The following is a 25,711-nucleotide window of genomic DNA, read 5'->3' as shown; positions in this document are numbered from 1 at the left end:
ACCCCCCTGGGGCTCCGCCCCGGACCCCGCGCCTCACACGCCGGCAGGGCCGGGCGGGTGCCGGGCGGCTGGATTCGCGGCGCATCGTCGGGGTGGGCGGGCGCGCGTAGAATCCGGGGATTGTGTCTGAGTCTCTGAGTCCCCAGAATCCCGCCGCCTTGCCCGTGCCGGAGGCGGCCTCCACCTACGTGCCTCCGAAGTGGCGCACCGAGCCCCGGTTCCCCGACGGGCCCGCGCCCGACCCGGCGGGATCGCATCACGAGCGGCGGATCCGGAGCTTCCAGCCCCGCCGCAGCCGGGTGACCACCGGGCAGGGCGAAGCCCTGAAGCGGCTCTGGGGGACCTGGGGGCTCGACATCGACGGGCATCACGTGCTCGATCTGAAGGAGATGTTCGACGGGCTCCCCGTCGTGCTCGAGATCGGCTTCGGCATGGGCGAGGCCACCGCGCAGATGGCCGCCGCCGACCCCGGCACCGGGATCCTGGCCGCCGACGTGCACACGCCCGGGCAGGGCAACCTGCTCGCCCTCGCCGAGCGGGGCGGGATGACCAACGTCCGCGTCGCGAACGGCGACGCCATCATCCTGCTCCGCGAGATGCTGCCGCCGGACTCCCTCGCCGGGCTCCGCGTGTACTTCCCGGACCCCTGGCCCAAGGCCCGCCACCACAAGCGGCGCCTGATCCAGCCCGAGTTCCTCGCGCTGGCCGCCACCCGCATGGCGCCCGGGGCGATCCTGCACTGCGCGACCGACTGGGAGCCGTACGCCGAGCAGATGCTCGAAGTGCTGACGGCCCAGCCGGAGTTCGAGAACACGCAGGCCGACGGCGGTTACGCGCCCCGGCCCGACTTCCGGCCGCTCACCCGCTTCGAGGGGCAGGGCCTGGACAAGGGGCACGTCGTACACGATCTGCTGTTCCGGCGTACCGGTTACGCGCAGAACTGAGGACATCACTCCGCGTGTCGGGTCCGCTCGGTAGAGTCATCGTGTGCCCCGAGCGACCCGGCCTCCCCGGCTGCTGCACCGCGTGCCGCGGACTGCCGGCGCCGTGCGCACGTACGTGCTCGTCGTGCTGCTCGGTGCCTGCGGCATCGCGATCCTGGAGCTCGTACGCGAACAGACCGGTACGCCCGGCTTCTTCGTCGGTCTGGGTCTGGCCCTGCTGCCGGTCGCTCCGCTCGTCGCCGCGTTCCGCTGGGTGGGGCGGGCCGCGCCGCATCCGTGGGCGCAGTTGGCGTTCTGCTTCGGCTGGGGGGCGTGCGCGGCGGCGCTGATCGCCATACTGGCCAACAGTTTCGCGACCCAGTGGATAGCCGCGGCCACCGCCGATCCCTCGGACGCCGACCAGCTCGGCTCGGTGGCGATCGCCCCGGTGGTCGAGGAGAGCGCCAAGGCGGCCGCCCTGCTGCTGGTGTTCCTGTTCAGGAGACGGCAGTTCACCGGCCCCGCCGACGGTTTCGTGATGGCCGGTTTCACCGCCACCGGCTTCGCCTTCACCGAGAACATCCTCTACCTCGGCAACGCCTTCGACGAGGACGCCGAGAACGGCACCGGGGTGCTGAACTCCGTCACGGCGGCGACGTTCTTCGTCCGGGGTGTCATGTCCCCCTTCGCCCATCCGCTGTTCACCGTGGCCACCGGACTCGGCTTCGGGGCCGCCGCGCTCGCCGTGCGCCGTACGCGCCGGATCGGCCTGCCGCTGCTCGGCCTGGCCTGCGCCATGGGGTTGCACGCGCTGTGGAACAGCTCCTCGGACCTGGGCGAGTCCGGGTTCTACGTGGTCTACGGCTGCGTGATGGTCCCGGTGTTCGGGCTGCTGGCCTGGCTGGCCGTGTGGATACGGCGCCGCCGGCTGCGGGCCGTCGCCGGCGAGCTCGCCCTGTACGCGGCCGCCGGCTGGCTGAACCCGGCCGAGGTCCCCGCACTGGTGTCGATGCCCGCACGCTCCCTGGCCCGAGCCCTGGCCCGGAGCACCGGGGGCCGGCCCGCGGGACGGGCGGTCGCCCTGTACGAGGCCGATGCCGCGGCCCTGGCCCTGCTACGTCACCGGGCGCGCAGCGGCGGACCGGCCCGGGAGCCGGACTTCGCTTGGCGGGAGCGGGAGTTGCTGCGCCGGCTCTGGCTGCGCCGCGCGACGGCGGGCCCGGCGCTGTCCCGGGCCGCGGTGCTGGAGGACCTGCTGCCGCCCTGGTTCGACCCCCTTGGCCCGCCGGACGGGCCGGGCCGGCCGGGCGGGCCGGTGGTGGGGCGCGTACCGGCGGCTAGACGTTCAGGCCCCGTGCCCTCAGCCATGTCAGCGGGTCCACCGTGACGCCGCCCTGGCGGACTTCGAGGTGGAGGTGGGGGCCGGTGACGTTGCCGGTCGCACCGACCCGGCCGATGGTGTCGCCCCCGGCGACGGAGCCGCCGGTCACCGACATCGAGGACAGGTGGCAGTACCAGATCTCGGTGCCGTCGGGGAGTTCCAGCACGATCCGGTAGCCGTACGCACCCGACCAGCCGGCCGAGACGATCTTGCCGGCGCCGACCGCCTTGACTGGGGTGCCGGTCGGAGCGGCGAAGTCGAGGCCGGTGTGGTGGCCGGAGGACCACATCGAGCCGGAGTCGCCGTAGTGCGAGGTGAGGGTGTAGGCAGAGGTGGGCAGGAAGAAGGAGCCGGCCGACCGGGCGGCGGCCTCCGCCTTGGCCTTGGCCTCGGCGGCCGCCTTGGCCTCCTTCGCCCGGCGCGCCTCCTCGGCCGCCGCCTTCTCGGCGGCTTCCTGGGCCGCCTTCTGCGCCGCTTCCTCGGCCGTCCGGGCATCGCGCGCCTGCCGGGCCGCCGCTTCCTGCGCCGCCCGTTCGGCTTCGGCCCGCTCCTGGGCCGCCGCGGCCTCGTGCTGGGAATCGGCCTGCTGGAGGATCCGGCTGCGCAGCAGCTCGCCCGCGTCGGAGCGGCGGTCGGCCTGCTGCGGGATGATCCCCGACCGCGCCGGCTCAGCGGCGGCGGTGGCGGAGTCCGCGGCGGTCTGATCCACACCGCCCAGGGCCTCCGGAAGGTCGGGCAGGGCCGGCAGCGACGGCAGGGATATGGCGACCTGGGGGCGGTCCTGCGCGGTGGCGATGCCTCCCGCTCCGACCGCGGCGATCACGCCGACGCCGAGGACGGTGGAGGAGCGGGCCAGTCCCCCGCGCTGCTTGAGCACGCGGTGCTTGCCGCGCGGCGGCCGTGCCGAGTCCTCGGTGGGGTTCCACTCGCCCCAGGCTCCGGCGGTGGGCTGCTCCTGGACGTCGGTGCCTTCAGGGGCAGGCGAGTTGGAGGCCACCGGGGCACACTCCTCATGGGCGAGCACGCGCACGGTGCCGTCTCTTGCGACGGCTGGGACGACCGCTCTGCGTTATCGAACGGTAATAGAGAAGGGGGAGTGATTCCAAGCAGTTGCGATTGATCGTTCACGACAATCAGCCACCGCCCGCACGGCTTTGGCCAGGACTTATCGCCATATTCATGGATTAACCCGGGCAAAAATCAAACCTCTCCCTAGTCTCTCCCGCCACATCTTCACATTGATGGTCCGTCAGACTGCTTGCCGAGTGCGTCGATCCGGTCACGCTCCGTCCCCTTTCGGGACCACCGGCACCGTCCGCCGCCGGCTCGGCTGCCCCGCATCCGGTCTGGCCACCGCCAGCAGGGCCATGTCGTCCGTCGCCGCGCCACCCGTGTGGCGGCGGACATCGGTGGCGAGTGCGCTCAGCAATTCCTCGGGCCCGGGGAAGACCCGCCCGCGCAGCCGGGCCGCGGGATCGTAGAACTCCCCGCTCCCGTCCCGGGCCTCGGTCAGCCCGTCCGTGTACAGGAGCAGCGTCGCCCCCTCCGGGAAGGGCCATTCCTGCACCCGGTCCGGCCAGCCGCCCAGCTCCCCCATGCCCAGCGGCAGCGCCGGCTCGGCGGGGGCCAGCTCCGCGAGGCCGCCGTTCGCGTACAGCAGCAGCGGTTCGGGGTGGCCGCGGTTGACGAGCCGCAGCAGGCCCGCACCCGCCGGGATCTCGCCGAGCACGCACGTGGTGAACCCCTCCACCGCGTCCAGGCTGTCGCGCCGGTTCCCCTCCCGCGCCAGCGCCCGCTCCAGCCGCCGCGCCACGCCCTCCAGGGTGGGCTCGCTCTCGGCCGCCTCCCGGAACGCCCCGAGGACCACGGCCACGGCCTCGACCGCACCGAGCCCCTTCCCCCGTACGTCGCCCACCGCGAGGCGCACCCCGTACGGGGTGTCCTGGACGGCGTAGAGGTCGCCGCCGATGAACGCGTCGGCCTGCGCGGCCTCGTAGGAGGCGCAGACCCGCAGACCCGCGATCCGCTCGGCGGGCGTCGGCAGGACGGCGCGCTGGGCCGCCTCGGCGATCCCGCGCGCGGAGGCGAGCTGCTCCGTACCGCGCCGCACGACGATGTTGATGAGCGTGGCCAGCCCGGAGACGGTCAGGACGGTGGCCAGCTCGGTCATGGCCTCCACCTTGAAGGTGGTGCCGTTGTAGAGGTGCAGCACGACCACGGCGAGGGTGGCCAGGATCCCGGTGAGGACGGTGGCCCGGAGGCTGAAGAGCGGGGCCGCGATGAGCGGGGCGGCGGAGAAGAAGGGCGAGCCCGTGAAGCTGGGCGGGGTCAGCACGTCGAAGAGGAACCCGAGGACGATCAGGGTGACCGGAAGCATGGTGACGATCCGCCGGACCACCGCGCTGCCGGCGACCGCGCCGAAGACGCGCTCGCCCCTGCCCTGCCGGCCCAGCCCCACCACGCCGTTCTCCCGCCGCCGGTCCGCCTCGCACCCCAAGGCTGGCGGCTGGAGGGCCCGTACGGCGACCCGGGCGCGACCGTTCGGGTGACGGGGAGGTGCCGGGGAGGCGCACCGCGGAAACGACGAAGACCCGGCCCCCCAAAGGGGACCGGGTCTTCGTACTGAGTAGCGGGGGCAGGATTTGAACCTACGACCTCTGGGTTATGAGCCCAGCGAGCTACCGAGCTGCTCCACCCCGCGTCGGTAAACCCAACTCTACGCCATCCGGGGGGAGGCCCCCGCCAATTACCGCCCACGGCACCCCGGAACAGGGCATCGCCGCAGGTCAGAGCCGTGGAACCGGACTTCCGGGCGGCTCGGCGGCTCGGGCAGCGCGATCAGCGGCGCAGGGCCTCGGCGGGCTCGATGCGGGCGGCGCGCCAGGCCGGGTAGAGGCCGGCCAGGACTCCGGTCACCAGTCCGAGGAGGGGCGCGGTCGCGACGGTGGCCGGGTGGACGACGGGGGTCCAGTCGCGGAGTACGGCGACACCCACCACGGTGAGCGTGCCCAGGGAGGTGCCGACGAGCCCGCCGAGCGCCCCCAAGGCGCCCGACTCGGCGAGGAACTGGGCGGTGATGTGGCGTCCGCGGGCTCCCAGCGCACGGCGCAGACCGATCTCGCCGGTGCGTTCCAGAACGGCGACCAGGGTGGTGTTGGCGATGCCGACGGCGCCGATGACCAGGCAGATCCCGGCAAGGATCAGGAAGAGCTGCTGAAGGTCGGAGGTGACCCCGCTGCGCAGGCTGCGGGGGTCGGGCGGCGGTACGGCCTTGAGGTACTCGGGGTGGTCGGGGCGCAGGGCGGTGGGGGCCAGGTGGGCGACCTGCTGGGCGGCGCCGATGTCGGTCGCGATCAGCATGGTGGTGCCGCTGCTCTCGGGCGGACCCCAGATGTCCTCGGCGGTGGTGCGGGGGATCACGACCGACAGGAGCAGCTCGGACTTGCGCTCGACGTCCTCGATGATCCCGACCACCGCGAAGGGCTCGGAGCCGATGAACACGGCCGGCCGGGTGTCGAGGGTGGTGATGCCGAGCCGGGCGGCGACGGCCGAGCCGAGGACGGCCACGCGCTGCTTGGCACCGGAGTGGTACCCGTCGTAGAGGCGGCCCTGGGCCATCGTGGGGACAGCGGCCTGGAGGGCTCCGGGGGAGGCGGCGACCACGTCGGTGGTGCCCCCGCCCGTGGCGCCACCGACCGGGGCGGAGCGGACGCCGCCGTCGGCGGCGTCGAGGCGGACCTTGTAGAACACGCCCGCGTGCTGCACCCCGCCGAGGCGCTCCACGCGTTCGTCGGCGTCCGCGGGGAATCCGGGTCCGGCGAAGTTGTTCTTCTCCCGGGCGATGTCCTCGACGGTCACCTCGGTGGCGGTGAGCAGGTTGAAGCGGCTGTCGATCTGGGACGAGGTGGTGGCGGTCAGACCGAGCACGGCCACGAAGGTCCCGACACCGAGGACCGTTCCGAGCGCCGTCAGCGCCGAGCGGGCCGGGCGCTGCAGGACGCCCGCGAAGGCCTCGGAGACGGTGTCGCGGGCGGCGAAGCGGGAGGGCTCGATCCGGGCGGCCGTGCGGGAGCGTCCCCGTACGAGCCGGCGGAGCTGGGGCAGTTTCATGCGGGGGCCTGTTCGCGCAGTATGCCGTCGCGGATGGCGACGGTCCGGCCGCCGTGCGCGGCGACCTCCTGGTCGTGGGTGATGACGAGCACGGTCATCCCGTCGGCGTGCAGCTCGTCGAGGAGGGCCAGCACGGTGTCGGCGTTCACGGAGTCGAGGTTTCCCGTGGGTTCGTCGCACAGCAGCAGCGACGGCCGGGCGACCAGGGCCCGGGCAATGGCCACCCGCTGGCGTTCGCCGCCGGACAGCCGGGAGGGCAGAGCGGTGAGGCGGTGGGCGAGCCCTACCCGGCTGAGGGCCTCCCGGGCACGGGCGGGGCGCTCCTTGCGGGGTACGCCGTTGTAGAGCATGGCGAGGGCGACGTTCTCCAGGGCCGAGCGGTGCGGCAGCAGGTGGAAGGACTGGAAGACGAATCCGATGCGGCGGCCGCGCAGCGCCGTCCGGTCGTTGTCGCCGAGTTCCCCGGTGTCGATGCCGTCGATGAGGTAGTGGCCCTCGGTCGGTGCGTCGAGCAGGCCCGCGATGTTGAGGAAGGTGGACTTGCCGGAGCCCGAGGGGCCGACGACCGTGACGAACTCCCCGCGCTGGATGGTGAGATCGCACGGCTTGAAGGCCGCCACCGGTGGCGGGCCGGGGTACGTGAGGCCCACCTGCCGGAACTCGATGACGGGCGGCGCGGCCCCGGCCACGGCCTCGCCCCCGGCCACGGCCTCGGCCTCGGCCTCGGTCATGAGCCGCCGCCGGTCTTGCCGCTGCCGCTCTTGCCGCCGGTCTGCTTGTTGGCGACGCCCGGGTTGACTCCGGTGACCACCGAGTCCCCGTCCGCGAGGGTGCCGTCCGGGGTGGGCCGGACCTCCACGTAGCCGTCGCCGGTGGTGCCGGGCCGGACCTCGACGCGACGCTGGGCCCCCGTACCGTTCACCACGGTGACCGTGGTGCGGCCGTCGGTTCCAGCGGAGACTGCGGACACCGGGACGACCAGCGCGTTGCCGTCGGTCGCGGCGGCCTCCACGGTCAGCCGTACGTCCTGTCCCGCGAGTTTGGCGTCCAGCGCGGCGAGGGGGCGCACGACCATCTCGTAGCCGCTCGGCCCTCCGGGGGCGGGAGCCTGCTGCCCCTGGTCCTGGCCACCGTTCGGCCCGCCGTTCGGTGCGGCGGGCGCCGCGGACCGGGTGTCCGCGACCGTCAGCACCTCGGCGGCCGTCGTGATCCCACTGGTCTCGGACAGGATCTCGACCTTCTGGCCGGCGCGGACCAGGCCCTTCTGATGTTCCTGGAGCTGACCGCGTACGACGAGCGCGCCCGCGGAGAGCGACATCGCGGAGCCGCTGATCTGGGAGCCCGGGCGGACGGCGACGGAGTCGGCTCGGGCGGGGAAGGACTCCAGGAAGACGACCTCGCCGGCCGGGAGCATGGGTCCGGCCGCCGCGCGGGCCTCGGCGAGGCGCTCGCGGGCCTTGGTCAGGTCCTCCTGGGCGCGGGCCACGGCACGGGCGGAGTCCTGGCCCGAGCCCTTGCCGCCGGTGCTCCCGGAACCCGAGGGGCCCTTGGCGCCCCCGGCTCCCTTGGCGCCCCCGGCGCCCTTGGCTCCCTCGGCTCCCTCTGCTCCCTCGGCTCCCGAGGAACCCTTGTTCGCGGCCTTCGCTGCGGCCTTGGCGTCCTCCAGGGAGCGCTCGGCCGAAGTGACCGCGTCATCGGCGGCCTTCACGGCCTCACCGCCGTCGGCGACCGCGGGCAGCGGGTCGTAGCCGATGGACTTGTAGAAGGAGGCCAGCCCGGCCTTCGTACCGGCGCCGAAGGTGCCCGAGCGGTCGGAGCCCGTGCCGTGCCCCAGACCGGCGAGGGCCTTCTGGAGTTGCTTGACGTCTTCGCCGGTGGCCCCCGGCTTCAGGTCCCGGTAAACCGGAAGAGCGCCCGGAAACGCGAAGACCGGGCGGCCGGACACTTCCAGGAGCACCTTTCCCGCCTGGACCGGGTCACCCTGGCGTACGGCGACCTTGGTGACCACCGGGGTCCCCGCGCCCTCCCCGCCCGCGACCACGGGGGTGACCTGGACGGCCTGGGCGGAGGTGACGGTGCCGCGCACGATCACGGTGTCGCGCAGCACGCGCTTCTCGACGCGCGCGACGAGTACGTCCAGCGGCGGCGGGCCGGCTTCGGCGGCGGTCTGTGCCGGGGACTTGATCACCAGCGAGGCGGCGACACCCGCGGCGGAGAGCAGCACCGCTCCCACGGCCACGGCCGCCACCCACTTGCGACGCCCGGCCAGCCCGGCGGACGCCTCGGCACCTTCGGACTCCCCGACGGGCTCTGCGGGGCGCGCCGGCGCCATGGAGCCCGCGTCCCCCGCGTCCCCCGTGTGCCCCGTGTCCCCCGTGTCCCCCGTCACCCCGCACTCTGCCCGCTGGTCACCGACTGGGGCCGGCCACCGCACTTCTTCAAGGCGGCGGCCCCCTGCGGTGAATCCTTCAGGCCGAGCTCTTCCATGCGGTGCTCGGCAGTCCTCGGATCGGGATCGGGGAAGTCCGCCACCCCGCTCGCCCGCATGCAGGCGGTGAACGCCTTCGCCTGGGCGAGCTCCTCGGCGGTCGCCGCCGGAACCGACCGGCGGCTCTCACAGGCGACTTCGGCTTCCTTGACCTTGGCCGGATCCGCCTTGCTCGAATCCACGACCGGAATATTGGAATCCGTTTCCTTCATCGGCAGCCCCTTTTCCTTGAGGCATTGGAAGAAGTCGGCCTGCTTCGGATCGACCGCCCCCTTGGCCGGACCGGATTGCGCCGCAGAACTGGAAGAGGAAGCGGAAGGGGAAGCGGAGGGCGAACCCGAGCAGCCGGACAGCAGTAGAACGGTCGAAAGCAGAGCGGGGGTGGCCACGAATCGGGCTCGTCCGAATAGCACAGCAGACCTCCTGAGGCATCGCGTATCAATGACACCCTAGGCGAGAAATAAGGTCACGTACCTGTCCTCAAGAACAGGTACGGATCAGGCCATGACGTGATCCCCACCTGTGCTTTGGGACAGTTGTGAAGGCCCGCCATGGCGTGATCCACTCGTTGACGTTCAGGACCCGGCCCGTATTGACCCGGAGCCTGACCAACCGGAATTCCAACGACTTGAACGAAAGGGAAAACTGATGAAGCTTCGTAATTCCCTGCGCGCCGTCGCGGCCGCCGGTCTGATTCTCGGCGCCATCGGCGTCAGCGCCGGTTCGGCCTCGGCCGCCGGCAAGGACGGCTGGCTCACGTCCGGCGAGTTCGGCCTGTTCTGCCTCCAGAACCAGAGCAACTCGGTCTTCGACCTCTACGTCTCCGACTCGAACTTCGCGGACGACTACTTCAAGGGTTCGCAGAGCTGCGCCGGCTCCACCACGAACGACAACACCGAGTCCTACTCGAACCAGGACTCCTACCAGTGGAGCGTGCACACCGACTGGAACGGCGGGGGCACCGACGGGTTCCTCCCGGCCGGTTACAAGGGCAACGCCAGCTCGACCTTCAAGAACACGATCTCCTCGGCCTACCTCGCCTGAGTCGATCCGCCGAGATCTCGCACCCCGAGACCTCGTAAGCGACACGGCAGCTCCGCGCGTATGCGCCGCGCGGAGCTGCCGTGCTCCGCATCTTAGCCTTCCCCGCATCGGAGTCCCTATGTTTGCGCCGCGTCCCTTGCCCACCGCCCTGACGGTGTCCGCAGCCGTGCTCACCCTCCTCCTGACCGGGTGCTCGCAGTCCGGCGGCGGCGACTCCGGCGAGGAACCCGCGATCGGCACGGTGCCGGTACTGCTCGAAAGCAAGACCCTCGCCTTCCCGCTGGCCTCCTACGAGCCGAACGCCCAGCAGAGCGGGCTGCTCGCCGAGGCGCAGGACGTACTCATCGACCAGTGCATGCAGCGCTACGGGTTCCGCTACGAGCTGCGGCGGGCGACCGGTTCGACCGCCCCCGGCGACGAAAGCCGGCGCTACGGACTCTCCGACGCCGCCGAAGCGGCCCGGTACGGCTACACGAACCCTGAGGTCGACCGCGTCCAGAAGCCGCCGCAGAAGCCCATGGGCCCCAACGAGAAGCTGGTGCTGGGCGGCCTGGAGGTGGACCCCTCCCTGCCGGTCCCGATGAACCAGGAGGAAGCGGAGAAGTCCGATGTGGCGGCGACGACCGTCGGCGGGCAGAAGGTCCCGGCCGGCGGCTGCCGGCGCGAAAGCTTCCTCAAGCTGTACGCGCCGTCCAAGGACTCGGTGGACATCATGGTCTCGCAGAACTTCCGCTTCGACGGCTACGCCCGCTCCCAGGAGGACAGCCGGGTCCGCAAGGTCATCACGTCGTGGAGCGCGTGCATGGGCAAGGCCGGATACACCGTGGACAGCCCGATGGGCCCGCCGCCCGGGATCGACGACTCCAACTTCGGCAGCCCGCAGGCGATCGCCATCGCCAAGCAGGACGTGCAGTGCAAGAAGGAGACCAACCTGGTGGGCGTCTGGTACACGGTGGAGACCGCCTACCAGAAGCGGCTGGTCGAGCAGAACGCCGAGACCCTGGACCGGGCGAAGAAGCAGCTCGACGAGCGCATCAAGCTCGCCGCGTCGCTGATCGCGGCGTCCTGATCCGTGGGGAAGCGATCAGCGCGGCCGAGCGGTGGCCAGGCGAGGCGCCGTTGGAGGAAGCGCGCCTTGGCGGCCGGCGTCGTGGTGGCCGCGGCCTGCGCCGGGGCGGGCGCGGCCATCGTGCTCCGGCCGGCAGCGTCCGAGCCGCCGGCCCGGCACGCAATGACGGAGCCCAGCGGGAGCCCGGCGCCGGTACCCACACCCTCACCGTCCCCTTCCACCTCACCGCCACCGGCGCCGTCACCTTCTCCATCGCCGTCCCCCAGCACCGCCGTGCCGGCGACCGGCCCGGGCACCTTCAAGGTCGCGCAGGCCCAGGGCAAGGCCCAGGGGCAGGGGCAGATCCGGCGCTACCGGGTGGAGATCGAGGACGGGATCCAGTTGAACGGGCCGCAGACCGCGCGCGCGGTGGCCGACATCCTCGGGCATCCGCGCGGCTGGACGAGGAACAAGGCGTACGGATTCCAGCTGGTCTCCTCGGGGCCGGTGGACTTCACGGTCAAGGTGGCCACGCCCGCGACCACCGACCGGCTGTGCAACGTGACCACGCCGGAGAGCCGCGGCAATGTGAACTGCCGGACCGGACACACGGTCGTGGTCAACCTGAAGCGCTGGGTGCAGGGGTCCCCGGAGTTCGACGGGCCGGTTCAGGAGTACCGGGCGCTCATCATCAACCATGAAGTGGGCCACGAGATCGGCCGCGGGCACGAGAGCTGCGCCGGCCCCGGCGCGCTCGCCCCCGCGATGATGCAGCAGATCAAGGGCCTGCGCGGCTGCCGGTCGAACGCGTGGCCGTACGGCACGAACGGCCGCTACATACAAGGGCCGCCCGTGCCGTGAGCATCTCCGTATCAGTGTCCGGTGGGGCAGGTGGCGATCCGGTGATGCGCGGCGAGTAAACACGTCTGGACGCGGGTTATGCCGCCCAGCTTTCCGCGGATGTTCTCCAGGTGGAATTTCACCGTACGCACGGTCATCTCCAGTCCCTCCGCGAGCTCATCGTTCGTGGGACCGCATGCCATCGCATGGAACACCTGGAGTTCCCTGTCGGAGAGCGCGGATACTCTGGGCAGTTCCCGGCGCACCCAATCCATTCCCTTGTCCCACGGCTCCCGGCCGTCGACTTGGCACAAAGGGCAGTACGGACTCAACTGACTCTCACCCCATCCCCCGTAGCGGTGATCGGACTCGGTGAAATCGAACCACCGCACTCGACCACTCATCCACAACCCTTGGCCTGCCGGTTCCCGGAAGGCCACGCAGCGGGTTCCGGCCCCATAACAAGGAACCCGAGGGCTTCATCTTCAGTTTAACTTCCGACTCAGCCCGACGCATTGGTTCCTTTCAACATTGCTGACGGACTGCCAGCAACGGTTTCTCCGTAGAAAAACCCACCCCGTACTGCGGCCTGCGGCCTCGCTCCCGTCGGTGCCCGGGGCATGGCCGACGCCCTCGCCGGTGCCGGCGAGGCGATCGGGGCCCACGGCACGGCGCGGCGCGAACCGATCCCCCGCCGCGAGCCGGGCCGGGCCGGCGGGCCGGCCGCGCCGGGCGGGTGCTCCTGGCCGTCGAGCGGGCCGAACCCACCCCGTCCGCCCGCGGATCGTTCCCGCACGGGCCCGGAAACGACTGAGCGCCCCACCCGGCCGAAGCCGGGTGGGGCGCTCAGGAGCAGGTCAGGGAACGTGTCCCCCGCCTGCGAGCAGTAGGCCATGTCGGACTCGAACCGACAACCAACGGATTAAAAGTCCGCTGCTCTGCCAATTGAGCTAATGGCCCTCGACGTGCTCACCCCAGAGCATAGCCGCAGAGCGCCGGACAACCGATCGGGAATCGGCTCCCGGGCCAACAGGTCGCCGTGGAGCCGTCCTCGGGCCGCACCCGCGAGGTCGTCCCGGCCGCAGCCGAAAGGGCCCCTGCGACGGCTGTCGCAGGGGCCCTGTCAGGTGTTCAGTTCAGCGGCCGGTTTCAGCCGTTGCGCTTCCAGCGGGGCTTGTCGTCGCGGCGGTCGGTGCCACCGGAGCGGAAGCCACCGGTCGAGCCGGAGCCGGAGGGGCGGTGGTCGTCACGACGGCCGTACGGGCGGTCGCCGCCGGCGGCCGGACGGTCGCCGCCGGAGCGGAAGCCGCCCGAGGGACGGTCGTCGCGGCGGAAGCCGCCACCGGTGGGACGGTCGCCGCCGGAGCGGAAGCCGCCGCCGGCCGGACGGTCGCCACCGGAGCGGAAGCCACCACGGTCGCCACCACGGTCGTCACGGTTGAAGCCACCCGAGGGACGGTCGTCACGACGGAAGCCACCACCGGTCGGACGGTCGCCACCGGAGCGGAAGCCACCACGGTCGCCACCGCGGTCGTCACGGTTGAAGCCGCCCGAGGGACGGTCGTCACGACGGAAGCCACCACCGGTCGGACGGTCGCCACCCGAGCGGAAGCCGCCACGGTCGCCACCGCGGTCGTCACGGTTGAAGCCACCCGAGGGACGGTCGTCACGACGGAAGCCACCACCGGTCGGACGGTCGCCACCGGAGCGGAAGCCACCGCCGGCCGGACGGTCGCCACCGGAGCGGAAGCCACCGGACGGGCGGTCGTCGCGGCGGAAGCCGCCACGGTCGCCACCGCGGTCACCGCGGTCGTCGCGGCGGAAACCGCCACGGTCGCCGCCCCGGTCACCACGGTCGTCGCGACGGTTGTCGCGGCGCTCGTAGTTGCCGCGGTCGTCACGGCTCTGGAACGCGGGGCGCTCCTCGACCACGGGCTCGGCCAGGACGGCCGCGACCTCGGCCTCGGCGGCCTCGACCACCTCGGCGACAGCGGCCTCCGGGTCCTCGCCGCGCTCGCGCGCCGAGCGGGCGACCAGGCGGTCGGCCTCCTCGCGCAGCTCGACGGCACGGCGGGAGAGGCGCTCCAGCTGCTTGGTGAGGTCGGCGACCTCGCGCTCGGCCTGCTTCGCGGCGTTGTTCGCGGAGTCGGCCTGGACCTGCGTCAGCGAACGGGCGCCGGTGATCTCGGCGACCTCGGGGTCGAAGGCGCCGACGCCCTGGACGATGTGGCGCGAGGCGTCGACGCCCGCGTCCTCCATCAGGCGGAAGATCTGGCGGCGCTGGTGCGGAAGCGCCAGCGACACGACGACACCGGACTTGCCGGCGCGGGCGGTACGGCCCGAGCGGTGCAGGTAGTCCTTGTGGTCGCCGGCCGGGTCCACGTTCAGGACCAGGTCGATGCCGTCGACGTGGATGCCGCGGGCGGCGACGTCGGTGGCGACGAGCGCGTTGACGTAGCCGTCCTTGAAGTCGGCGAGGACGCGGGTACGAGCGCCCTGCGTCATGCCGCCGTGCAGCGCGTCGGCCTTCACACCGGACTCGATGAGCTGCTCGGCGATGCGGTCGGCGCCCAGCTGGGTGCGGACGAAGATGATCGTGCGGCCCTTGCGGGCGGCGATGGCGGCCGTGACCGGCGCCTTGTCCTTCGGCTTCACGACGAGGACGTGGTGCGTCATGGTCGTGACGTTGCCCTGCGCGCTGTCGACCTCGTGCGTGACGGGGTTGGTCAGGTAGCGCTTGACCAGGGTGCCGATCTCGTTCTCCATGGTGGCGGAGAAGAGCATGCGCTGGCCGCCGCCGGGGATCTGGTCGAGCAGCTCGGTGACCTCGGGCAGGAAGCCCAGGTCGGCCATCTGGTCGGCCTCGTCGAGGACCGCGACCTGGACGTTCGCCAGGGAGCAGGCGCCGCGGTTGATGATGTCGCGCAGGCGGCCCGGGGTGGCGACGAGGACGTCGACACCGCGCTCCAGAGCGAAGATCTGGTTGCTCATGGAGGTACCGCCGCAGACGACCTTCATCTTGAGGCCGAGGACGTCGCCGTAGGGCTGGAGAGCGTCGGCGACCTGCATCGCGAGCTCACGCGTCGGCGTCAGGATGATCGCGCGGGGCTTCTTCTTCTCGGTGTGCCCGCCGGCCAGCGAGGCCAGGGTCGGCAGACCGAAGGAGAGGGTCTTGCCGGAGCCGGTGCGGCCACGGCCGAGGATGTCCTTGCCGGCCAGGGCGTCCGGGATGGTCGCGGCCTGGATCGGGAAGGGCGCGGTGACGCCGTTCTGGGCGAGCTTGCGCACGATGCCGTCCGGCAGACCGAGGTCGCCGAAGGTCAGGGTGGGCTCGGCGTCGGCGTCGTCGGCCGCGTCGGTGTCGTCGAACTCGTCGGTGGATCCGGTGGAGTCCTCGAAGGAGTCGCTGGACTCGTCGGACTCGTGGTTCGTCACGTCGGCCTCGAGGGCTTCGATGATCTCGTCGGTGACGACGGCCTCAAGGGCCTCGGTGACCGCGAGGGTCTCGGCGTCGACGATCTCGTTGGAGTCGTTCTCGGGCATGACGGAACGGTCAGAACTGGAAATGGACATGCGAAATGCGAAACCTTCCGGAGTCTCGGCACGCGCCCAAACTCCGTGAATCGCAAATCGACCGCCTCAATGCGGTCAGCCACGGTTGGGGAGAGTACGCGCCACGCGGCGCTCTTCGGAGTCGGCGCCGGGCAATGGGATCAAACGATCTATAACCATACGCACCCTCCCCGGGGTCTGGCAAGTCGCTCCCCCGAAGAAGGCTCTGACCTGCGGAAACACCATCCGCCCAGCAGAGCCTGGCGGGCGGATGGCGCTACGGCCGAACCGGTGACGGGCCTACTGCTGCCCGCCCGTCCCCTCCGACGGGTCCGGCTTCGGGGGCTCCGGACTCGGTGTGGGTTCCGTCACGACCGGAGGCGGGGAGACCGGCGGGGCGGGGGACTGCGGCTCCGGGCTCGGGGAGGCGGGCTGGCCGCCCCCGGAGGCGCCGCCGCCGCCGGAGCCCGACCCGGAAACGGAGCCGGAGCCGCCCGGCGGGGGCTGCTGGGGCCCCTGGCCGCCCGCTCCGCCGCCCGGGCCGGCCGACGGCGAGGGAGCCCCGGGCGGGCCGGCCGGCGCGCCCGGGCTGGGGGAGGCCCCGGCCGCGCCGGAGGTGGTCCCGGGGCCGCCGGACTTGCCGTCCTGGTTCCCCGTACCGCCCTTCGAGCCGTGGCCCGCGCCCTGGGATCCGGCGCCCTTGCCGGACGAGGAGCCGCCGCCGGACTTGCCGCCCTGCAGGCCCGTCGACGCGGAGGGCCCGGGCTTGGCGGCGTCCTCGCCGACACTCATGCAGCCCGCGGTCGCCGCCAGCGCGAGGGCGGCGACGCCGAGGCGGAGCGAGCGGGAGGGACGCAGGGAGCGGAGGGAAGCGGACAACTGGCGCACGGGGCACCTCCGGAACGCTGGCAAGGGTCCGCGGTGAGCGGGTCAATGTGCCCAACTCCCCGTACCCCGTATGGGACACGCCCCAGCCCGCCCCGGCACGCCCCGGGTGGAGACCGGCTGGGCGCGGGTGGCGCTCCGTCAGGCGAACAGCTGTCCCGCCACCTGGTGGCCGAGCGTGACCCCGCCCAGCCCGACCAGCACCGAGGCCGCCACGTTCACCGCGGCCAGGAACGTCCGGCCCCGCTCCGCGAGGCGCAGCGTCTCGTAGGAGAAGGTCGAGTAGGTGCTCAGCGCCCCGCACAGGCCCGTACCGAGCAGCAGGTTCAGCCGCGAGGAGGCCGCCCCGTCCAGCACCGCGCCGGTCAGCGCCCCCAGCATCAGGGAGGCGGCCGCGTTCACCACGAAGGTTCCCCAGGGGAAGACCGAGTCGTGGCGCGCCTGCACCGCGCGGTCGGTCAGGTACCGCAGGGGCGCCCCGACGGCCGCGCCCACCATGACGAGCAGCCAGTTCATCCCCGCCCCGCCTCCCGCCGGGCCCGTCGCCCGGGACGCCGACCCGGGCCGCCGTCGCCGGCCGCGCGCCGGGTGATCACGGCCGCCGCCCACACCGCGCCCAGCGCCCCGGCCACCGTGAGCCCGGCGTACGCCAGCGCGGTACCGGCCTCGCCGGCGTCGAGCAGCCGTGCGAAGTCCACGGCGTAGGTGGAGAAGGTGGTGAACCCGCCGAGGACCCCGACCCCGAGGAAGGGCCGTACGAGGGAAGGCCCCGAGCGGCCGCCTTCGCTGATCAGCACCATGAGGACGCCGATGAGCGCGCAGCCCGAGACGTTGATCCAGAAGGTGCCCCACGGGAAGGCCCCGGGCGCGGCCGGCCACAGCAGTCCGACCCCGTACCGCGCCGCGGCGCCCACCGCTCCGCCGGCCGCCACGGCAGCGAGCACCCGGCCCCGCGGTTCGGCGCGCTGCGCCGGCACGTGCAGGTCGACGTCCGGGTCGATGGCCTCGGGCCCGTCGGCCGGCCGGGTCATCCGCACTCCGCTTCGCATGTCACCGCTGTCGCCACCGCGCCATTCTCGCGCGGCGGATCCCGGCCCGCCGGTCACGAGCCGTCGCAATCGGACCGCGGCACGGGAGAATGGCCCCGTGCTGGAGATGACGCGTGACGCGTTCGAAGAGTTGGTGGCCGAGGCGCTGGACACGATCCCCGAGGAGCTGACCCGGGTCATGGACAACGTGGCCGTCTTCGTCGAGGACGAGCCGGCCTCCGACGACCCGGACCTGCTCGGCCTCTACGAGGGGACCCCGCTCACGGAGCGCGGCGAGTGGTACGCCGGGGTCCTGCCCGACCGGATCTCGATCTACATGGGTCCGACCCTGCGGATGTGCGCGAGCACGGACGAGGTGGTCCACGAGGTCGCCGTGACGGTGGTCCACGAGATCGCCCACCACTTCGGCATCGACGACGAACGGCTCCACGCACTCGGCTGGGGCTGACCTGCCGGAGCAGCTCCCGGGGCACGCCAGGAAACCGTTTTGGCGATCGCCGCCGGGATCCCATATGCTTCTCACGTCCCCGACGCGCTGGAAAGTGCCCGGCGGGCCTTTAGCCCTCATCGTCTAGTGGCCCAGGACGCCGCCCTTTCAAGGCGGTAGCACGGGTTCGAATCCCGTTGGGGGTACGCAAAACCGTGTGCGAGACTTGTTCTCGCACATTGCAAGGACCTGTGGAGCAGTTGGTTAGCTCGCCACCCTGTCAAGGTGGAGGTCGCGGGTTCAAGTCCCGTCAGGTTCGCTGAAGCCGGAAACGGTTTCGTGGCTGGGTAGCTCAGTTGGTACGAGCGATCGCCTGAAAAGCGATAGGTCGCCGGTTCGACCCCGGCCCCAGCCACCAGAGAACGAAGAAGGCCCCGTCCATCGGACGGGGCCTTCTTCGTCATTCCCCGCCGGTCTTCGCCGCCCGCGCCCGCCGGCGCCACTGCGCCAGACCCACGCCCGCGGCCGCCAGGGCCACCAGCCCGAGCAGCGCCCAGTCCGGAACCGCGTCCGCCACGGCCTGCACCCGCTGTTCCACCGCGAAGGAATCGTCCACGTCCAGCAGCCCCGGCAGGGCGCTCGCCCCGTCGTAGGCCAGGAACAGCACGCCCAGCAGGACGAAGAACAGGCCCGAGGCGAGCGAGGTCGTGTGCAGTTCGAAGCGGCCGACCGAGAGGGCCCGGCCGCGCAGCCAGCGGCGGCGTCCCAGGTCGAAGCGCTCCCAGAGCAGGGCCAGGACGAACAGCGGCACGGCCATGCCCAGGGCGTACACCGCCAGCAGCAGGCCTCCGTAGACCGGGCTGCCGCTGACCGCCGCCACCGTCAGGACGCTGCCGAGGATGGGCCCGGCGCAGAAGCCGGCCAGCCCGTAGACCGCGCCCAGCGCGTACACCGACAGGGCGGTGGTCGGCCGGATCCTTCCCGAGAGCTCCGAGAGCCGCTTCGGGGCGAAGCCCAGGCCCAGGATCTGGGCGAGGCCGAGACCGATGATCAGCCAGCCGCCGCACAGCACGAGGGCCTCGCGGTTGCCGTGGAAGAACCGTCCGGCGTACGAACCGGCCGCCCCCAGCGGTACGAGGGTGGTCGCGAGGCCCGCGTAGAAGATCCCGGTGCGCGCCAGCAGCCGGGACGCGGAGTCGATGGAGTAGGCGAAGAAGGCGGGCAGGAGCAGCGCGCTGCACGGGCTGAGCAGCGCGAGGAGGCCGCCGAGCAGGGCGGCCAGGTATCCGGCGTCGGTCACTTGGCGGCCGCCTGCGCCTTGGCCCTGGCGATGGCGGCCTCGAAGGCCGCCGGGGGCTGGGCTCCGGCGATGGGCTGCCCGTTGACCAGGAAGGACGGGGTGGAGGTGACACCGATGCGGTACCCCTCCTCCTGGTCCTTCGCGAGTGCGGCGGCGGCCTGCTCGCCGGCCATGTCCTTCGTGAACCGCTCCAGGTCCGGGACCCCGGCCTCGCGCGCCAGCTCGGTCAGCCGCTCGTCGCCGAAGCCCTTTTCCTTGGCGCCCTCGGCGTACGCGGCCGCGTGGAACTGCGCGAAGCGGTCCTGCCGGCCCGCCGCCCAGGCGGCCTTGGCGGCGGCTTCGGAGTCCGCGCCGAAGATCGGGAAGTTGCGCCACTCGATGCGCAGGGTGCCGTCCGCCACGTACTTCTTCACGAGCGCGGGTTCGGTGTCGCGGGCGAACTCTCCGCAGTAGCCGCACTTGAAGTCGGAGTACTCGATCAGGACGACGGGGGCGTCGGCCCGCCCGGCGGCGAGCTTGTCGCCGGGCTCGCGGCGGGCCAGGGCCTTGAGCTGCGCGGCGGGGTCCGTGGCGGATCCGGTCCCCGGGGTTTGCGGGGCCTGCGGGGAGGAAGCCGCGGAGGCCCGGTGACCGCCGTCCTCGGGCTTGGTGGCCTGCCAGGAGACGAGGCCGAGGGTGACCGCCGCGAGGGCGACCCCGGCGGAGATCAGCAGGGGCTTGCGCGAGGAAGAAGAGGAGGAAGAAGAAGACATACGGGTGCTCCAGAGCTGTGCGGGACGGGACGGGACGGACCAGGCGGCCGATACGGCCGATGCGGCCGATGCGGCCGGTCGGCCCTCCTAGACCCGCATCACGGACAGCTCCAGCGGGGACGGCGCCGACTGACCGGGCCCGCGTACGAGGACCCGTACGGGTATCACCCGCGCCGTGCCCGCCACCTCGGGCCCGGCCCCCGCGGCCGGCACCTGCGCGTGATCGGCTCCGCCCCGCACCGGCAGAGCGGGCACACCGTCCCGCCCCGGGTCCCCCGGGACACAACCGGGCCCGGCGGGCCCCCCGAAACCAACCCCGGCCGAGGCCGAGGCCGGTGCCGGTGCCGGGGCCGGGGCCGGGGCCGGGCCTGGGACCTCCGGGGAAGCCAGCCCCGTGGCTGCGGGAGTCTCCGCGCCCCGGACCGCCACGGGAGGCTGGGGTGCCGGGACCGGCGCCGTCGCCGGGACCCCGGCGGGCATCGGGGCCGCGGTCGCCGCCTGGGCGGCCGTCGCCTGCGCGGGCATCACCAGCAGGGCCCAGCCCAGGAGTACCGCGAGCACGCACCGGAGGCGGTGGCTGCGGGACATCGGGGGTGGCCTCTCGCTGGGGACACATCGGGGTAACGCTCGGGGGACTCGTCCCGAAATGGTACGGGTCGGCCCCACAAATGCGTTCGCCACCCGGCACCTACGGGTGAGATCCTCGACCAGGTATGTCTACTTCCTTCGCCGCCCTGCAGACGCTTCTCGGTGAGATCTCCCTCCGTGACGCGCACCGCCTCGGCCGCCGCCTCGAAGGCGCCCGCCGCATCCGCAAGCCCGAGGCCAAGCAGGCCGTACTCGACGAGATCCGCGCGGAGGCCGAAAAGGCCGCCGTGCGACTGGCCGGGCGCGCCTCGCGGAAGCCCGAGGTCACGTATCCCGAGAACCTTCCCGTCAGCCAGAAGAAGGACGAGATCGCCGAGGCGATACGCGACCACCAGGTCGTGATCGTCGCGGGCGAGACCGGCTCCGGCAAGACCACGCAGATCCCCAAGATCTGCATGGAGCTGGGGCGCGGGGTCCGCGGCATGATCGGGCACACCCAGCCCCGCCGGATCGCGGCCCGCACGGTCGCGGAGCGCATCGCGGAGGAGCTGAAGTCCGAGATCGGCCAGACCGTCGGCTGGAAGGTCCGCTTCACCGACCAGGTGGACCAGGACGCGACCTTCGTGAAGCTGATGACGGACGGCATCCTGCTCGCGGAGATCCAGACGGACCGCGAGCTGCGCGCGTACGACACGATCATCATCGACGAGGCCCACGAGCGGTCGCTCAACATCGACTTCCTGCTCGGCTACCTCGCCACGCTCCTGCCCAAGCGCCCCGACCTCAAGGTGATCATCACCTCGGCGACCATCGACCCGGAGCGGTTCTCCCGGCACTTCGGCGAGGCCCCGATCGTCGAGGTCAGCGGCCGGACGTATCCGGTGGAGGTGCGGTATCGCCCGCTCCTGGAGGACGATTCCGAGGACTCCGACCGCGACCAGATCACCGCGATCTGCGAGGCCGTGGACGAGCTCCAGGCGGAGGGGCCGGGCGACATCCTGGTCTTCCTCTCCGGCGAGCGCGAGATCCGTGACACGGCGGACGCGCTGGAGAAGCGCAAGCTCCGCCTGACCGAGGTCCTCCCCCTCTACGCGCGCCTCTCGCACGCCGAGCAGCACCGCGTCTTCCAGCAGCACACCGGCCGGCGGATCGTCCTCGCGACCAACGTCGCCGAGACCTCGCTGACCGTCCCCGGCATCAAGTACGTGATCGACCCGGGCACCGCCCGCATCTCCCGCTACAGCCACCGCACCAAGGTCCAGCGGCTGCCGATCGAGCGGATCTCGCAGGCCAGCGCCAACCAGCGCAAGGGCCGCTGCGGGCGCACGAGCGACGGCATCTGCATCCGGCTGTACTCCGAGGACGACTTCCTGACCCGTCCGGAGTTCACGGACGCGGAGATCCTGCGCACCAACCTCGCCTCCGTCATCCTCCAGATGACCGCGGCCGGCCTCGGCGAGATCGAGAAGTTCCCCTTCATCGACCCGCCGGACCACCGCAACATCCGCGACGGCGTGCAGCTCCTCCAGGAGCTCGGGGCGCTCGACCCGGACGAGAAGGACCACAAGAAGCGGCTCACGCCCATGGGCCGCCAGCTCTCCCAGCTGCCCGTGGACCCGCGGCTGGCCCGCATGGTGGTGGAGGCGGACAAGAACAACTGCGTCCGCGAGGTCATGGTCATCGCGGCGGCCCTGTCCATCCAGGACCCGCGCGAGCGGCCCTCGGACAAGCAGACGCAGGCGGACCAGAACCACGCCCGGTTCAAGGACGAGACGAGCGACTTCCTCTCGTTCCTGAACATGTGGCGCTACGTCCGGGAGCAGCAGAAGGAGCGCGGCTCGTCCTCCTTCCGCCGGATGTGCAAGCAGGAGTACCTGAACTTCCTGCGGATCCGCGAGTGGCAGGACATCTATTCGCAGCTGCGTACGGTCGCCAAGTCCATGGGCATCCACGTCAACGAGGCGGACGCCCCCGAGACGAGCGTGCACATCTCGCTGCTGGCCGGCCTGCTGTCGCACATCGGGCTGAAGGACACGGACAAGAACGAGTACCTGGGGGCGCGGTCCGCCAAGTTCGCGATCTTCCCGGGCTCCTCGCTGTTCAAGAAGCAGCCCAAGTTCCTGATGTCCGCCGAGCTGGTGGAGACCTCGCGGCTGTGGGCGCGGGTGAACGCCAAGGTCGAGCCGGAGTGGGTGGAGCCGCTCGCCCAGCACCTGATCAAGCGCACGTACAGCGAGCCGCACTGGGAGAAGGACCAGGCGGCCGTGATGGCGTACGAGAAGGTCACCCTGTACGGGGTGCCGATCGTCGCCCAGCGGAAGATCAACTACGGCCGGATCGACGCCGAGGTCTCGCGCGACCTGTTCATTCGCAACGCCCTGGTCGAGGGCGACTGGCGGACCCACCACAAGTTCTACGCCGACAACCGCAAGCTCCTCACCGAGGTGGAGGAGCTGGAGAACCGGGCCCGGCGCCGCGACATCGTGGTCGACGACGAGACCCTCTTCGACTTCTACGACCAGCGGATCCCCGAACACGTGGTCTCGGGGGCGCACTTCGACTCCTGGTGGAAGCACAAGAAGCGCGACGAGCCCGAACTGCTCGACTTCGAGCGCGAGATGCTCCTGACGGAGAAGGCGGCCGGGGTCACCAAGGCCGACTATCCGGACTCCTGGATGCAGGGCCGGCTGAAGTTCCGGGTGACCTACCAGTTCGAACCGGGCGCGGACGCGGACGGCGTGACCGTCCACATCCCGCTCCAGGTGCTGAACCAGGTCACCGACGAGGGCTTCGACTGGCAGATCCCGGGCCTGCGCGAGGAAGTGGTCACCGAGCTGATCCGGTCCCTCCCGAAGCCGATCCGCCGGCACTACGTGCCCGCGCCGAACTTCGCGACCCGCTTCCTGGCCACCGCGCACCCGCTGCAGGAGCCCCTGCACGTGACGCTGGCCCGGGAGCTCCAGCGGATGGTCGGGGTCCCGGTCAGCGCCGAGGACTTCGACCTGAGCCGGATTCCCGACCACCTGAAGATCACCTTCCGGATCGTCGACGAGCGCCGCAAGAACCTCGCCGAGGCCAAGGACCTGGAGGCCCTGCGGCTCCAGCTCAAGCCGAAGGCCCGCCAGGCCCTCTCGCAGGCCGCCGCGGCCAGCGCCGAGCGCGAGGGCGGGGAGTCGGTGGAGAAGACCGGGCTGACCGACTGGACGATCGGGACGCTGACCAAGGTCTTCGAGACCCGCCGGGCCGGCCAGCCGGTGAAGGCGTACCCGGCGCTCGTGGACGCCGGTACGAGCGTCTCCGTACACCTCTTCGACACCGAGGCCGAGCAGCAGCAGGCGATGCGGCTCGGCACCCGGCGCCTCATCCTGCTCAACATCACGGTGAACCCGGCGAAGTTCGCCTCGGACCACCTGAGCAACCAGCAGAAGCTGGCGCTGTCGCGCAATCCGCACGGCTCCATCCAGGCGCTGTTCGACGACTGCGCGACCGCGGCCGCCGACCACCTGATCGCGCGGCACGGCGGCCCGGCATGGGACGAGGCGGGCTTCCGCACGCTCTACGAGGCCGTGCGGACCGACCTGGTGGACACGACCGTACGGACGATCACGCAGGTGCAGCAGGTGCTGGCCGCCTGGCAGGCCTGCGAACGCCGCCTGAAGACCACGGCCAGCCTCGCCCTGGTGGCCAACGTCCAGGACGCCAGGACGCAGCTCGCGGCCCTCGTGCCGGCCGGCTTCGTCACGCTGACCGGACTGCGCCGGCTGCCGGACCTGATGCGCTACCTGGTGGCCGTCGACCGGCGGCTCCAGCAGATGCCCACGGGGGTCCAGCGCGACACCACGCGCATGGAGAAGGTCCACGAGATGCGGGACGAGTACCTGTGGCTGCTGGAGCAGTTGCCCCAGGGCAGGCCGGTCCCGGCGGAGGTCACCGAGATCCGCTGGATGATCGAGGAACTGCGGGTCAGCTACTTCGCGCACGCCCTCGGGACGGCCTATCCGATCTCCGACAAGCGCATCGTGAAGGCGGTGGATGCGGCCGCTCCGGGACCCGCTCGGTGATCGAGTTCGACTACACCCCCTGAGCTGCGGTACAGTCTGATTCGCAGCCGCCCAGCGGCCGCAAATCAAGGACCTGTGGAGCAGTTGGTTAGCTCGCCACCCTGTCAAGGTGGAGGTCGCGGGTTCAAGTCCCGTCAGGTTCGCAAGATCGTCAGGGCCCGCATCCTCAGGATGCGGGCCCTGATGCGTTTCCGGCGCCCTCGCGCACCCGCGCCCCCGCACCCTCGCGCCCTCGCGCCGGATCCGCCCACCAGTCCGCCTCACGACCCCGATTGGGCCCCCGGGGGACCTCTTGGGGCACCCAGGACCCCACCCGGCCCTCCAGGGCCCTCCGAAGCCCCCTGGAGGCCCCCGGAGGGCCTGACGCGGCCCCTCCGGGCGAACTCGCCCCTCAACCCCGCCCCGGGGCCGTCCTGAAGCCCGTGCGCGGCGCCTCGCGGCCGACCGGCCCGGCGCCCGGAAAACCGCCCGTCCGGATGATGCGCTCTGCGCGGCACGTCCCTTTACGGGGTGCATTGCCTGATCCACAAGAGTGATCATCTGTGACGGGAGTCACCCCATGTGTTTTTGAGACGCACGCTTTTATGGCGCTCATACGCCCACTCGATTTTATATGTGCCATTGCACCCACCCCGGCCGGCTCCGCACACCAGCTCGATAATCCCCTGACCAGGGCATAAAAAAGATCGCGCTGGACCCGGCGGAGTCCAGCGCGACCGAACGACTGATGAACCTGTTGGGGCAGGTCCGGCCGTTTGAAGCTATGTGGGGCTCATCGGATTGGGGGACCCGATATAGACCCGGCAATAAGTGGTGCTGCGGAACCTCAGGCCTCGCTGCGCTGCTGCGGAATTCCCGCAAGCAGTGCGCGGACCTCAGCCTCGCGGTAGCGGCGGTGTCCACCCAGGGTGCGGATGGACGTGAGCTTGCCAGCCTTGGCCCAACGGGTGACCGTCTTCGGGTCCACGCGGAACATCGTGGCAACCTCAGCCGGGGTCAGCAGCGGCTCGGCATCAGGGGTGCGAGCGGTCATGAGCGGCCTCCTCGGGAGAACCGAACCATCTCGGTTCTTTCCTCTAAATTCTGCACCTTGGCCCACGGTGCCCGAAATGGACATACGCGGGCCGAGTCGGTTATAGGACGAACGGCTTGTCCTCGGCACTACAACTACACCATCCGTCCAGCCTCGACGGCCAAACCGATGGAATTGCCCTCCGAGGTGTTCATCAGCGGCGGAAGCCGATGGACCGTCCCATAACGGAC

The 25,711-nt window shown here is 71.6% G+C and carries 22 protein-coding genes and 6 tRNA genes; 11 read left to right on the top strand and 17 right to left on the bottom strand.

Annotation, left to right across the window (positions count from 1 at the left end):
- Window positions 1–122: 122 nt before the first annotated feature.
- Window positions 123–944: a tRNA (guanosine(46)-N7)-methyltransferase TrmB gene (gene trmB / locus ACWCP2_RS03585; RefSeq protein WP_450906913.1), complete on the top strand. Its 822-nt coding sequence runs from the start codon at window positions 123–125 to the stop codon at window positions 942–944.
- Window positions 945–987: 43 nt separating this feature from the next.
- The gene (locus ACWCP2_RS03580; RefSeq protein ID WP_450906912.1) at window positions 988–2,310 is read left to right on the top strand and encodes a PrsW family intramembrane metalloprotease; all 1,323 of its coding nucleotides are present in this window, start codon (window positions 988–990) and stop codon (window positions 2,308–2,310) included.
- Here the strand turns inward: ACWCP2_RS03580 and ACWCP2_RS03575 are convergent.
- The 7 genes from ACWCP2_RS03575 to ACWCP2_RS03545 all read right to left on the bottom strand — a co-directional run bounded on the left by ACWCP2_RS03575 (window position 2,261) and on the right by ACWCP2_RS03545 (window position 9,291).
- The gene (locus ACWCP2_RS03575; RefSeq protein ID WP_450906911.1) at window positions 2,261–3,301 is read right to left on the bottom strand and encodes a M23 family metallopeptidase; all 1,041 of its coding nucleotides are present in this window, start codon (window positions 3,299–3,301) and stop codon (window positions 2,261–2,263) included. The genes ACWCP2_RS03580 and ACWCP2_RS03575 overlap by 50 nt on opposite strands.
- A gap of 282 nt (window positions 3,302–3,583) precedes the next feature.
- Complete coding sequence (locus ACWCP2_RS03570) at window positions 3,584–4,765, bottom strand: PP2C family protein-serine/threonine phosphatase (protein WP_450906910.1); 1,182 nt, start codon at window positions 4,763–4,765, stop codon at window positions 3,584–3,586.
- A 166-nt stretch (window positions 4,766–4,931) separates the two neighbouring features.
- Window positions 4,932–5,005 (bottom strand) — tRNA-Met (locus tag ACWCP2_RS03565).
- 137 nt (window positions 5,006–5,142) lie between these two features.
- Window positions 5,143–6,414 (bottom strand): ABC transporter permease, encoded by a 1,272-nt coding sequence (locus ACWCP2_RS03560; protein WP_450906909.1) that lies wholly within the window; start codon window positions 6,412–6,414, stop codon window positions 5,143–5,145.
- A complete protein-coding gene (locus ACWCP2_RS03555; protein WP_450906908.1) occupies window positions 6,411–7,145 on the bottom strand; it encodes an ABC transporter ATP-binding protein in 735 nt (244 codons plus the stop codon). The genes ACWCP2_RS03560 and ACWCP2_RS03555 overlap by 4 nt, the downstream gene beginning before the upstream one ends.
- A complete protein-coding gene (locus tag ACWCP2_RS03550) occupies window positions 7,142–8,746 on the bottom strand; it encodes a peptidoglycan-binding protein (protein ID WP_450906907.1) in 1,605 nt (534 codons plus the stop codon). The genes ACWCP2_RS03555 and ACWCP2_RS03550 overlap by 4 nt, the downstream gene beginning before the upstream one ends.
- A 53-nt stretch (window positions 8,747–8,799) precedes the next feature.
- Window positions 8,800–9,291 carry a hypothetical protein gene (locus ACWCP2_RS03545; RefSeq protein WP_450906906.1) on the bottom strand — a complete coding sequence of 164 codons (492 nt, stop codon included), beginning with the start codon at window positions 9,289–9,291 and terminating at the stop codon, window positions 8,800–8,802.
- 259 nt (window positions 9,292–9,550) lie between these two features.
- Here ACWCP2_RS03545 and ACWCP2_RS03540 point away from each other — a divergent pair, with 259 nt between their 5' ends.
- The 3 genes from ACWCP2_RS03540 (at window position 9,551) to ACWCP2_RS03530 (ending at window position 11,855) form a co-directional block, all read left to right on the top strand.
- The gene (locus ACWCP2_RS03540; RefSeq protein ID WP_450906905.1) at window positions 9,551–9,946 is read left to right on the top strand and encodes a hypothetical protein; all 396 of its coding nucleotides are present in this window, start codon (window positions 9,551–9,553) and stop codon (window positions 9,944–9,946) included.
- Between the two features lie 136 nt (window positions 9,947–10,082).
- Window positions 10,083–11,015, top strand: a complete 933-nt coding sequence (locus tag ACWCP2_RS03535; RefSeq protein WP_450906904.1) for a hypothetical protein — start codon at window positions 10,083–10,085, stop codon at window positions 11,013–11,015.
- 273 nt (window positions 11,016–11,288) lie between these two features.
- Window positions 11,289–11,855, top strand: coding sequence for a DUF3152 domain-containing protein (locus ACWCP2_RS03530; protein ID WP_450906903.1), 567 nt, complete (start codon window positions 11,289–11,291; stop codon window positions 11,853–11,855).
- Between the two features lie 11 nt (window positions 11,856–11,866).
- On the opposite strand, the gene ACWCP2_RS03525 is transcribed toward ACWCP2_RS03530, so the two are convergent.
- The 6 genes from ACWCP2_RS03525 to ACWCP2_RS03500 form a co-directional block, all read right to left on the bottom strand.
- The gene (locus tag ACWCP2_RS03525) at window positions 11,867–12,238 is read right to left on the bottom strand and encodes a response regulator transcription factor (protein WP_450906902.1); all 372 of its coding nucleotides are present in this window, start codon (window positions 12,236–12,238) and stop codon (window positions 11,867–11,869) included.
- 483 nt (window positions 12,239–12,721) lie between these two features.
- Window positions 12,722–12,794, bottom strand: a tRNA-Lys gene (locus ACWCP2_RS03520).
- A gap of 189 nt (window positions 12,795–12,983) precedes the next feature.
- Window positions 12,984–15,407: a DEAD/DEAH box helicase gene (locus ACWCP2_RS03515; protein WP_450906901.1), complete on the bottom strand. Its 2,424-nt coding sequence runs from the start codon at window positions 15,405–15,407 to the stop codon at window positions 12,984–12,986.
- A 279-nt stretch (window positions 15,408–15,686) separates the two neighbouring features.
- Window positions 15,687–16,274 (bottom strand): hypothetical protein, encoded by a 588-nt coding sequence (locus tag ACWCP2_RS03510; protein WP_450906900.1) that lies wholly within the window; start codon window positions 16,272–16,274, stop codon window positions 15,687–15,689.
- Window positions 16,275–16,412: 138 nt separating this feature from the next.
- A complete protein-coding gene (crcB, locus tag ACWCP2_RS03505) occupies window positions 16,413–16,787 on the bottom strand; it encodes a fluoride efflux transporter CrcB (protein ID WP_450906899.1) in 375 nt (124 codons plus the stop codon).
- Window positions 16,784–17,320 carry a FluC/FEX family fluoride channel gene (locus tag ACWCP2_RS03500; RefSeq protein ID WP_450906898.1) on the bottom strand — a complete coding sequence of 179 codons (537 nt, stop codon included), beginning with the start codon at window positions 17,318–17,320 and terminating at the stop codon, window positions 16,784–16,786. Before ACWCP2_RS03500 ends, crcB begins: the two co-directional genes overlap by 4 nt.
- 97 nt (window positions 17,321–17,417) lie before the next feature.
- On the opposite strand from ACWCP2_RS03500, the gene ACWCP2_RS03495 reads away from it, so the two are divergent.
- From ACWCP2_RS03495 to ACWCP2_RS03480, 4 genes are all read left to right on the top strand, one after another.
- Entirely contained in the window at window positions 17,418–17,768 is a 351-nt protein-coding gene (locus ACWCP2_RS03495; protein ID WP_450906897.1) for a metallopeptidase family protein, read from the top strand.
- A 112-nt stretch (window positions 17,769–17,880) separates the two neighbouring features.
- A tRNA-Glu gene (locus ACWCP2_RS03490) sits at window positions 17,881–17,953 on the top strand.
- Between the two features lie 39 nt (window positions 17,954–17,992).
- Window positions 17,993–18,066: transfer RNA gene (locus tag ACWCP2_RS03485), tRNA-Asp, on the top strand.
- Window positions 18,067–18,088: 22 nt separating this feature from the next.
- Window positions 18,089–18,165, top strand: a tRNA-Phe gene (locus ACWCP2_RS03480).
- Between the two features lie 42 nt (window positions 18,166–18,207).
- On the opposite strand, the gene ACWCP2_RS03475 is transcribed toward ACWCP2_RS03480, so the two are convergent.
- From ACWCP2_RS03475 to ACWCP2_RS03465, 3 genes are all read right to left on the bottom strand, one after another.
- The gene (locus ACWCP2_RS03475) at window positions 18,208–19,047 is read right to left on the bottom strand and encodes a cytochrome c biogenesis CcdA family protein (RefSeq protein WP_450906896.1); all 840 of its coding nucleotides are present in this window, start codon (window positions 19,045–19,047) and stop codon (window positions 18,208–18,210) included.
- Complete coding sequence (locus ACWCP2_RS03470) at window positions 19,044–19,799, bottom strand: DsbA family protein (protein WP_450906895.1); 756 nt, start codon at window positions 19,797–19,799, stop codon at window positions 19,044–19,046. The genes ACWCP2_RS03475 and ACWCP2_RS03470 overlap by 4 nt, the downstream gene beginning before the upstream one ends.
- Window positions 19,800–19,886: 87 nt before the next feature.
- Window positions 19,887–20,054, bottom strand: coding sequence for a hypothetical protein (locus ACWCP2_RS03465; RefSeq protein ID WP_450906894.1), 168 nt, complete (start codon window positions 20,052–20,054; stop codon window positions 19,887–19,889).
- A gap of 458 nt (window positions 20,055–20,512) precedes the next feature.
- Here ACWCP2_RS03465 and hrpA point away from each other — a divergent pair, with 458 nt between their 5' ends.
- Both hrpA and ACWCP2_RS03455 read left to right on the top strand, forming a co-directional pair.
- Window positions 20,513–24,448, top strand: coding sequence for an ATP-dependent RNA helicase HrpA (hrpA, locus tag ACWCP2_RS03460; protein ID WP_450906893.1), 3,936 nt, complete (start codon window positions 20,513–20,515; stop codon window positions 24,446–24,448).
- Window positions 24,449–24,517: 69 nt separating this feature from the next.
- A tRNA-Asp gene (locus ACWCP2_RS03455) sits at window positions 24,518–24,591 on the top strand.
- A 683-nt stretch (window positions 24,592–25,274) separates the two neighbouring features.
- On the opposite strand, the gene bldC is transcribed toward ACWCP2_RS03455, so the two are convergent.
- The gene (bldC, locus tag ACWCP2_RS03450) at window positions 25,275–25,481 is read right to left on the bottom strand and encodes a developmental transcriptional regulator BldC (protein WP_003949541.1); all 207 of its coding nucleotides are present in this window, start codon (window positions 25,479–25,481) and stop codon (window positions 25,275–25,277) included.
- Window positions 25,482–25,711 lie beyond the last annotated feature (230 nt).

The sequence above is a fragment of the Streptomyces sp. NPDC002104 genome, from assembly GCF_053593795.1.
Note: the sequence above shows the minus strand (reverse complement) of the source record. Positions and strands in the feature narration are given on the sequence as shown.